The 1,078-nt window shown below is 59.0% G+C and carries 2 protein-coding genes; one reads left to right on the top strand and one right to left on the bottom strand.

What is annotated here, in order from left to right; genetic code table 11:
* Window positions 1-329, bottom strand: a 329-nt coding sequence (locus IVB36_RS11770) for a hypothetical protein (protein WP_247391513.1), incomplete at its 3' end; no start/stop codon positions are given.
* Window positions 330-429: 100 nt separating this feature from the next.
* Between IVB36_RS11770 and IVB36_RS11765 the strand changes: the two genes are divergently transcribed.
* Window positions 430-1,062: an acyl-homoserine-lactone synthase gene (locus IVB36_RS11765; protein WP_247391515.1), complete on the top strand. Its 633-nt coding sequence runs from the start codon at window positions 430-432 to the stop codon at window positions 1,060-1,062.
* Window positions 1,063-1,078: the final 16 nt, after the last annotated feature.

The following is a 1,078-nucleotide window of genomic DNA, read 5'->3' as shown; positions in this document are numbered from 1 at the left end:
GGATGATAACGCGCCTCTCCGTTCCCTTGATGATCCATGATCATGCTGGCCGGCAAGGCGTTGTCAAAGTCGCGGCGTAGGTGACCGAAGCCAGCTTCGTTACAAAATGTCGAGGGTAGGATTCGCTCGCCAACTGCATCATAGGTGTGAGTGAAGCTGACGCGTATTCGTGAGCGCGGTCCGGCCGTCCGTGAAAATGCTGGGTCGTGACGGCGGACCATTTCGCCCTCGCGGCTATCGCCCACATTCCGCCTGGAAACGGTTTGAACGTAGATCGTTGTTGCTGGGAATTGCCTGCCCTCAATGGACGCGAAGAAGAAAAAAATCACAATTGTACTCGACCCACAATGGTCGCGCAACTGTGCACCTGCACAGGTCAAGGTTACGCCGGGTTGTGTTTTGTTTCGCGAAGCAAGCACGGAGTCGGCAATGATGCTCCTGATCAAGCCAGAATATTACGGCGAGTTTGTTGAGGAGCTCGCCGAGATGCACCGTCTGCGCTATCGAGTGTTCAAGCAGCGTCTCGATTGGGAAGTCCAAGTGAGAGGGGACATGGAGGTCGACGCGTTCGATGTCGCCCGGCCGGTTCATTTGCTGCTCCGGTCGAGCGAAGGCCGGCTTCAGGGTTGTGTCCGTCTTCTCCCCTCGACCGGCCCTACGATGCTGAGAGACACTTTCCCGGTTCTTCTGGACGGCCAACCGGTGCCGCGGAGCGAGAAGATCTGGGAGAGCAGCCGTTTTGCGCTGGACATTCCCCCCGACGCGCCGAAGGCAGGTGGCGGACTTGCTGCTGCGACTTACCAGCTTTTTGCAGCGATGATCGAATTCGGCCTCTCCCTTGAACTCTGTAATATCGTCACCGTCACCGATGCCCGCATGGAGCGCATTCTTCGGCGCGCCGGCTGGCCTCTTTGCCGGATTGGGAGATCTCGGGCACTCGGCAACACGTCGGCTGTTGCCGGTTACCTGGAAGTATCGACGGATGCGTTGGAACGGATCCGTCAGGCGGGGCAGATCTCAGGTCCAGTGCTCTGGGCGCCTGTCGTCCGAGCCGCCGCGTAGGCATTCGAGCAGTCCG

Origin of the sequence: Bradyrhizobium sp. 35, assembly GCF_023073215.1 — a bacterium.
In the GTDB taxonomy this organism is placed as follows: Bacteria; Pseudomonadota; Alphaproteobacteria; order Rhizobiales; family Xanthobacteraceae; genus Bradyrhizobium; species Bradyrhizobium canariense_D.
Note: the sequence above shows the minus strand (reverse complement) of the source record. Positions and strands in the feature narration are given on the sequence as shown.